At 43.4% G+C, this 7,869-nt stretch carries 6 protein-coding genes and 1 CRISPR repeat array; of the genes, 4 read left to right on the top strand and 2 right to left on the bottom strand.

The annotated features are described in order from the left end of the window. Nucleotides 1-54: 54 nt before the first annotated feature. Nucleotides 55-722: a CRISPR direct-repeat array (repeat unit 36 nt; unit sequence GTCGCAGTCCCCATCTGTAATGGAATACGCTCCTAC). A 270-nt stretch (nucleotides 723-992) separates the two neighbouring features. Both ACEW9O_RS07235 and ACEW9O_RS07230 read right to left on the bottom strand, forming a co-directional pair. Further along, complete coding sequence (locus tag ACEW9O_RS07235; protein ID WP_373549470.1) at nucleotides 993-2,393, bottom strand: hypothetical protein; 1,401 nt, start codon at nucleotides 2,391-2,393, stop codon at nucleotides 993-995. Nucleotides 2,394-2,435: 42 nt separating this feature from the next. Further along, on the bottom strand, nucleotides 2,436-3,146 hold the full coding sequence (locus tag ACEW9O_RS07230; protein ID WP_373549469.1) for a CRISPR-associated endonuclease Cas6: 711 nt from the start codon (nucleotides 3,144-3,146) through the stop codon (nucleotides 2,436-2,438). Between the two features lie 168 nt (nucleotides 3,147-3,314). On the opposite strand from ACEW9O_RS07230, the gene ACEW9O_RS07225 reads away from it, so the two are divergent. From ACEW9O_RS07225 to ACEW9O_RS07210, 4 genes are all read left to right on the top strand, one after another. Continuing rightward, on the top strand, nucleotides 3,315-4,868 hold the full coding sequence (locus tag ACEW9O_RS07225) for a hypothetical protein (protein WP_373549468.1): 1,554 nt from the start codon (nucleotides 3,315-3,317) through the stop codon (nucleotides 4,866-4,868). Nucleotides 4,869-4,872: 4 nt separating this feature from the next. Beyond that, nucleotides 4,873-5,445, top strand: coding sequence for an RAMP superfamily CRISPR-associated protein (locus ACEW9O_RS07220; RefSeq protein WP_373549467.1), 573 nt, complete (start codon nucleotides 4,873-4,875; stop codon nucleotides 5,443-5,445). 1 nt (nucleotide 5,446) lies between these two features. Continuing rightward, nucleotides 5,447-6,964 (top strand): hypothetical protein, encoded by a 1,518-nt coding sequence (locus ACEW9O_RS07215; RefSeq protein ID WP_373549466.1) that lies wholly within the window; start codon nucleotides 5,447-5,449, stop codon nucleotides 6,962-6,964. Between the two features lie 4 nt (nucleotides 6,965-6,968). Continuing rightward, on the top strand, nucleotides 6,969-7,869 hold a 901-nt coding region (locus tag ACEW9O_RS07210), incomplete at its 3' end, for an RAMP superfamily CRISPR-associated protein (protein ID WP_373549465.1).

Here is a 7,869-nt window from a genome sequence, read left to right as displayed (position 1 = left end):
TGTAATGGAATACGCTCCTACTACCTAAAAAGTGCGGGCGGCTCGGGCACAACAGTCGCAGTCCCCATCTGTAATGGAATACGCTACTACATCGGCAAAATCTTGGACGGTGACCTACCCAAGACGTCGCAGTCCCCATCTGTAATGGAATACGCTCCTACTCTTGAAATCGTCATTATTGACGAATGACCTTGTGTCGCAGTCCCCATCTGTAATGGAATACGCTCCTACCCGAGGGAACTCTCTTGGTTGCAGGCATTATTGGGTCGCAGTCCCCATCTGTAATGGAATACGCTCCTACAATCTCAAAAGAACAATGTGGAAACGTATTATTCGTCGCAGTCCCCATCTGTAATGGAATACGCTCCTACGGCCTTCCGCGAGCTTTTGCAGAACACGAAGTTCGTCGCAGTCCCCATCTGTAATGGAATACGCTCCTACCTTGATTTGAGTTGCCGATAAAACTACGGTACTAGGTCGCAGTGCCCATCTGTAATGGAATACGCTCCTACGAAGGTTCAACCGTCCTAGCTTATAGCAAATAAGTCGCAGTCCCCATCTGTAATGGAATACGCTCCTACCACATGGCTATCAAGCTTACACTGCGTATACGAACGTCGCAGTCCCCATCTGTAATGGAATACGCTCCTACCATCCACACTGACCCTTCGGGTCAGACAAGAGTGGTCGCAGTCCCCATCTGTAATGGAATACGCTCCTACCCTTAGCTTTTCTAAAAAACTAAAAATGAACGTATTGCGACCAAAAAAAGGGCCAAGAATTGTCAGAATACATGTATCTATTTTTTTTAAACATAACAAACTGATAAAAATTGACGCTTTGAAGGTGCCCATCGTGTGCAAAAAATAGCGTCAATTTTATAAAATCCATTATCCCGCCTTATCAAAGAACATTTCACCAAATGTAATGATCAAGTCGCATTTTTCCTAATTTAACAACAATACGACTATGCATCCAAGGAAAGACGTACCCTACAAGTTTTTTATTTGCTCATTAAGGTCATCAAATATAGGCTCAATGACAATGTTCAGTACTTTTTCCAATAAGGCTTTCAGTTCATTGTAAAACTCCAAAAAATTACCCGTGATTTCTTCGATGTCTGATTCGGAAACACCATTGAATCCATGCCCCAGGTAACTTTTATTCCGTAGTGTTGTCAGTTTATTGACCTTGGCATAATTATCATTTAATCGCATGAAGATCTGATACAAATCTTGATGTTTTTTTAATGCACTGAACAGGAAAAAAAAAGTATTTTTCCCAGCCTTCATTGGTACATCGGGATGCTTAACAAAATACCAAACCTTTTCTTCTTTTGGGGAAATAATGAAGGTAAATTCTTCCTGGAAATAGTGAAGATACATCGCTTCACTACTTTCTCCATTGGCAATTGTTTGTTCGAATGATTTATCGGCCTTTTTCTTACCCTTGGAATCGATTCGATATACTTTGTCTTGATCAGATATTCCTTCGCGTTGTTTTAGCTCTGTATACAACAGGTATTGACCGACTGCTTCTTCTATCCGAAAAATCCGACCAATTACATCAGCATATCTGCCCTGGTGAAAACAAATCTTCATGTTTTCAAGCAAAAGGGCAATGGCCTTTTTCGACTTTTCACCAAAACCTTCATCACCCCTAACTATGTTCGTTTTCAAATTGTATAAATCCAATGCCTCATCACATTTTTCTTTCACTCGATCTGACACTGGCAAGTTTTTAACGCCCTCATAATCATACACCTTTAACATATTATCAACAATGTGCTGCAAGATTCTTTTCTCTTGGCTGCGAAAGTTTTTTTGACTAGCCTCTTGAGTCCTGGCCTGTAACGTCACAAAACGGATATTTCTGAACATTCCTGCCATATGAGTAGCTGCACGCATATCTGGTGTACCTCCTGAGTTACCAAAAAAAATCTGGTAGCGGGCATACTGATCATAGAGCTCATTATAAAAATCCATCAATTGGTCTAAATGGATGGGTGGAAAAGTAATTGGTTTATACACTACACTAAATCCATTTTGCTCCAACCATTTTTTTAAAAATAAAGCAACATATTGACAATCTTGACTGTCCGCTGGTTCTTGTTGCGTTGTGATGATCACAATCTGAGCCAAATCTCGGCCCACTTCTTCCAGTGTTGCGTCGACCATAGGAAAGCATACAAGTCCAGCAAGTTCTTCATAAAGCTCGTAGATGGCTTCGCTATGCGCTAAAAACTGCTTATCTGTCTTTTTTAGAACATAATTTTCGCCAGTATCCATACTACCTAATTCGAAGTGTTTGTTGAAGATATCAATAGGTATACTAGCATTTCGGGGTAATTGCAAATCCCGATTGCCCAGGCTTAAAAAAAGTACTTTTTCCATGTAAAAGTGAAATTTAAAATTTAGGACTATTTAAGTCTATTTTCAGGGATTAGGTAGTACACAACCAAAGCCAAAGCTCACCGCTTTTCCCACCGCCATCCCTGGAGGCAATTGGGCATTACAACTAAAGATAAGGTCGAAAGCCATTAGGGTGGTACCGTGGTAGCTCACGGGTTGAGTGTCACACAATTCGATCAACTGAATTTTAAGCTTGTCTTCACTTTCCCAGCCCAGGCCCCAAATGCCTGCGAGCAGGTGGTTGCGCAACAAACGTTCCAGAACTTGTATGCGCTCCAACAAGGATTCCTTCTGCACCCAATCCTGGTAATTGTCCTGGTTGAGGGCCAGGTAATTGCTGATGCGGTAGCGCAAATTATTGGTTTGAATAGCCAGTGGATAAGTTTGCACTTTCATTTCCAGAATGGCCAGCGGTCGCTTTTTGCCTTGCCACCTTAGCAGCCAGTCCCGGCTCGATAAAACGTCCTGCACACAGGTTACGCCATCGCAACAAGCGTAGAGTCCAGCCTTGCCCCCTTTGAGCCGATAATGCACTCGGGGATATTGGTAGATCGAGGCACCATCCTCGTAGTGGTTGTGCAACAGTGGATATTCCCGCCCAGCCAACTCAATGAAAGCCCCTCTCCACTGCGCGATTTGGCGTTGTTGGATGGGCAAGTCAAATACAATACTCAGCGTGGGTACAAGGATGGCATTGGTATCGGGCATATCGGTAGAAAGTATGGAGCTACTCATTTTACTGGCCTATTTTTTTACAAAAAAAACCATTTCTAATTGATATTACTAAAAAACTTTCATTATGTTTGTCAAAAGAGAAGAAGACGGCTAATTATTAGGTAAATTGATTAAACATTAAAAACAATTATGGTTCTGAAAAGAACCAACAAACTATAACATTGTAACATGGATCAATACTTATATGGTGCCAATGTCAACCAGATTCAATCCTTTATCTTCGAGACCAGCCGCCTGAAAGAAATCGTGGGAGCTAGTGAATTGGTGGAGCAGATCTGTAAACAGAAGTTTATTGATGCTGTAAATGCTACTAGTTCGGGCTACAAAGAAGCAAATTTGCTTATTGGGGCTGCGGGGAAAATTACTTATATTTTTGAGCACCAACAGGATTGTCAAGTTGTACTCCACACCTTTCAAAAGAGTGTATTGGAAGAAATTCCTGGCTTGTCTTTTAGCCAGGCTGTAGTAAAATTCAATAGCACGTTACAACAAGATGATTTCCATGAGCTGGAAAAGCGTTTGGGCTTACAACGCCATCGTCAACGTACCCAACACGGACTTGGTCTTATGATTTCTGAGCGTTCGCGACGCACAGGGGGGGCGGCTTTTCGGATCGAAAAAACAGAAGATGGAACCAATTATCTTGACCGCCGACAACATCAGAAAATCAAATACCATGAAGAAAGTAAGCATACATTGCTTGAAAAAATGTTGGGTGACACATTAGTTGATCAAGCAGCATTTGCCACTGAAATTGAATATTTGCTTGAAGACCAAAAACAAGGCTGGATTGCAATTGTACATGCAGATGGCAATAATTTAGGTACCATTATCAAACAAGTCCGTACAGAACTCATTGCCAATAAAGGGGATTTACAAGACTTTTCCAGATTGTTTTCAAAAAAATTGGATGAAGCGACTATCGCGGCGGCTCAGGATGCATACAAGCAGACGGTAGACCCGGTGTTTCAAAATGAAACAATCTTCAATGCTGAGAACGGCAGAACCACCTATCTCCCCATACGTCCAGTAATTTTAGGTGGAGATGATCTCACTGTGATCATTCGGGGCGAACTGGCATTGGGATTCACCGAAGCGTTTTTAAAAGGATTTGAACACCATACCAAGAACAAGTTTGCCGAACTGGCTACACAATTCAAACTAAACAATCTCGGTGCAGGGTTAAGCGCCTGTGCGGGTATTGCTTACATCAAACCCAAGTACCCCTTTCATTATGGCGTAAACTTGGCCGATGTCCTCTGTAAAGAAGCAAAAGAACGTGCTAAAGCCGATGCTACAGTCCGGGCCAAAGATTTTCCTGGTTTTACGGTACAATCAGCCCTGATGTTTCACAGGGTGCTATCTTCCTTTGTTGAAGATGATTTCGAACCGCTGGCCGAACGAGAATTGAACACCAATAGTGGTATTGGATTTGACTATGGGCCCTATTTTATCGAAAAACAAGTTTATTATTCGAGCACAAGCGAGTTGCGGGATTGGGTAAAATACATCAGCGAAGATGATGCTCCCAAGGCTCCCTTACGCGAATGGTTGACTGCCCTGGATAGCGACAAAGCCAGTGCCGAGCAATTGATGGAGCGAATCAAAAGCATCAATAAGTCTTACATTGAAAAACTGGGCTTGAACAAACCTTTTGATCCACGGGGTAAAACCACCCATCTCTACGACGTGATCACCATTGCCAGCATTGAAAAAAAATAAAGGGATGCGTACTGTCATTTATCAAATTGAATTTTACACCTACTGGCACACTGGTTCTGGTTTGTCAGGAGGTACCGATGCCAACCTCACGGTCATCAAAAATCAGCTGGGCTTGCCATTTATCCCTGGTAGAACCCTCAAAGGGCTGCTGCGCGAGGCGGCTACGTTGCTCAACGAACTGGATGCGACATTGGTCACCAAAACTTTTATCGAAACTGTATTTGGAGTTGGGGAAGACGAAAATACTCATCAAATCAGCAAAGAAGCCATGTGTTATTTTGGCAATGCTGAATTGAGTCAATATTTGAGTAATAGCCTTCAAGCAGAACACAAAAAGCAGTTGTATCCTGTTTTGGCTTCAACGGCTATTGACGACGCTGGACAAGCAGCCAATGGTTCCTTGCGCCAGTTGGAAGTTTGTATCCCCCTCACCCTTTATGCGAATATTGAGCATTTCCCTTCCGACGACGCCAACTTGGTTCAACTGGAACATTGTATGATGTGGGTTAAAAAATTAGGCAACAGTCGCAGCCGAGGCTTGGGGCGTTGTGCTTTCAAATTTTATCAAGTAGCCTGATATGACGCGTTTACATTTTAGCTGTACCCTATTGAGCGATGTGGTGTTGAGTGCGAAAGCAGCAACCGAGGGCTTTCATAAATCGCTGGATTACATACCTGGAGCCAAGTTTTTAGGGATGGTGGCGGGTAAACATTACCCAAGCCCAACTCAATTGGCTCAGGGGCAAAATACGCAACAAACGCTGGACTTGTTTCACAATGGCTGCGTTCGCTTCGGTGATGCGCACCCCAGCAATGCCAATTGGGATTTATTTTACAAAGTGCCCGCTACCTGGTTGACCTTCAAAGCAAAAACTGAGGCTAAATCAGCTGATCAGACAGAATCGAAGTCAGCTGTGAAACAGACCCAGCCTTATCGATATTACCAGCTTCAAAATGCTGATCTAAAAAAAGCACAGGCGGATGGGCTTAAACTCAAAGCACTGCGCTCAGGCTATTTTAACCTCCATGATGAAATGGTCAGGCTAGATCAAAACTTTTCCATCAAATCTGCTTATGATTCTGATAAACGCCGTTCCAGAGATGCCCAAATGTACGGGTACTTTGCCTTGCCGAAAGGTTCAGTCTGGCGATTTTGGGTAGATACGGACCAAGCCCAATATGTAGATTTGCTGACGGAGGCGCTGGTGGGCAAACAACGTTTGGGCCGCTCCAGCTCAGCCGAATACGGCCTGATTGAAATCAAAAGTATTCCGGCACCCTCTGCGGGATCAGCTACCACCATTCAGAAAGGCACTGTGCAACTTTATGCACAAAGCAATTGGTGCTTTTATGAAGAAGGTTATAGTACGGTACAACCCGATGCCGTCAAACACCTTGGGCTACCAGCAGGCAGTACAATTAAATGGGATCAATCACATGTCACTTCTCGTACTTATTTGACCTGGAATCGGCACCGCAGTAACCGGGACGCAGATCGACTGATTATTGAAAAAGGTTCGGTCATAGTAGTGGAGTTAAGTCAACCCATTTCATCTTCCATTTTTGATCAAGGTATCGGAGCCCACCGCAGTGAAGGCTTTGGCCAGATTTGGGTAAATCCTCCATTTTTGCCAGCCGACCCTTCCACAGGTGAACTCAAAGTATTTAACCGACTACCTGATGCACTCCAGCCCCTTTTTCAAGTCATTGAAAAAGGAGAGCAAGATGACAAGGTCTTATCTTTTTTGCGATCTAAAGTCTTGATGAATGATGTAGACAGTTTGATTGATACCAAAGTCAATGTATTTGTCAATGATTATCGAGACAAGTTTAAGGGAATTAGTTCAAGCCAATGGGGGCAAATCCGCAACTTGTCAAAAAATCTGCGCGATGAGACCGCATTGAACGAAATATTGTTTGCTGAAGAAGATGGATTTTGCCGCAGTGGTCAAACCCAGTCAAAATGGCAAGAAGCCGAGCGATGGAAAACCCTCCAGGAATTTATTTTTGAAAAAGCTGAATTACAGGGCGGAAATATACTTGACCTAACGATGAAATTGTCTTCCGAAATGGCCAAAGTTGCCCAAAACCAGTAATCCTATGCAAAATCAATTCCGTTATTTGGCTCGTTTTACCATAGAAACAAATACACCACTTAGCATTGGTTCTGGGCGTGGTGGCTTGCTCAATCAACGCCTCATTGCCAAAGATGCCAATGGCTTGCCCTACATTCCTGGTACAGCCCTAGCCGGAGTTGTTCGGCATGAATTGGCCAAACAAGCGGTAAATCAGGCAGCAATTGAAAAACTGTTTGGCTACCAACACTTGCTTGCCAAAGACGGCCAAGGAAGTCGGATCGATTTCAGTAGTGCCCATTTATTAGCGGAAGATGGCCAAACTGTGCTCGAAGGCTTGTGTGAAATTGACTTTTCACAGGCCTATTACCAGAACTTTAAACGATTGCCCGAACGTGATCATGTACGCATTGATCATCGGGGCGTAGCGGTGAAACACAATAAATTTGAGGAAGAGTTGGTTCATCGAGGCACTCGTTTTGTATTTGAGTTAGAACTTCAAGGCACTGCAGCTGATAAAACCCACTGGCAAATCATTTTGGGAATCCTCAATGCCCCTATGTTTCGGGTAGGTGCAGGTACGCGCAAGGGATTTGGCCAATTTAAGGTCATCGACTGCACGCATCGAGAATACGATTTGAGCCAAAAAGAGGCACTTTTGGCGTATTTAGGCAAAAGTAGCAGTTTGAACCAGGCGCTCCAAGGCTGGTCACTTTACCAGGCCCAAACCATCAAAAATACCTGGACGACCTACTCAATTACATTAAAAGCCAGAGATTTCTTTTTATACAGTGCGGGCACGGGCAACAAACACGCCGACGTAACCCCTAAAAAAGAAAAAATATTCGTGTGGCCGGAGCAAGGCTCACCCCAACTGGAAGAAAGATATTTACTCCCGGCTACTTCGATCAAAGGTGCCTTAGCCC

The sequence above is a fragment of the Haliscomenobacter sp. genome, from assembly GCF_041740695.1.
In the GTDB taxonomy this organism is placed as follows: domain Bacteria; phylum Bacteroidota; class Bacteroidia; order Chitinophagales; family Saprospiraceae; genus Haliscomenobacter.
The sequence above is the reverse complement of the archived record's forward strand: the minus strand, read 5'-3'. Positions and strand labels throughout refer to the sequence as shown.

What these genes read in the sequence shown, in the direction of transcription:
- ACEW9O_RS07235 (WP_373549470.1), bottom strand. Translation starts at nt 2,393, where the DNA reads ATGGAAAAAGTACTTTTTTTAAGCCTGGGCAATCGGGATTTGCAATTA.
- ACEW9O_RS07230 (WP_373549469.1), bottom strand. Translation starts at nt 3,146, where the DNA reads ATGAGTAGCTCCATACTTTCTACCGATATGCCCGATACCAATGCCATC.
- ACEW9O_RS07225 (WP_373549468.1), top strand. Translation starts at nt 3,315, where the DNA reads ATGGATCAATACTTATATGGTGCCAATGTCAACCAGATTCAATCCTTT.
- ACEW9O_RS07220 (WP_373549467.1), top strand. Translation starts at nt 4,873, where the DNA reads ATGCGTACTGTCATTTATCAAATTGAATTTTACACCTACTGGCACACT.
- ACEW9O_RS07215 (WP_373549466.1), top strand. Translation starts at nt 5,447, where the DNA reads ATGACGCGTTTACATTTTAGCTGTACCCTATTGAGCGATGTGGTGTTG.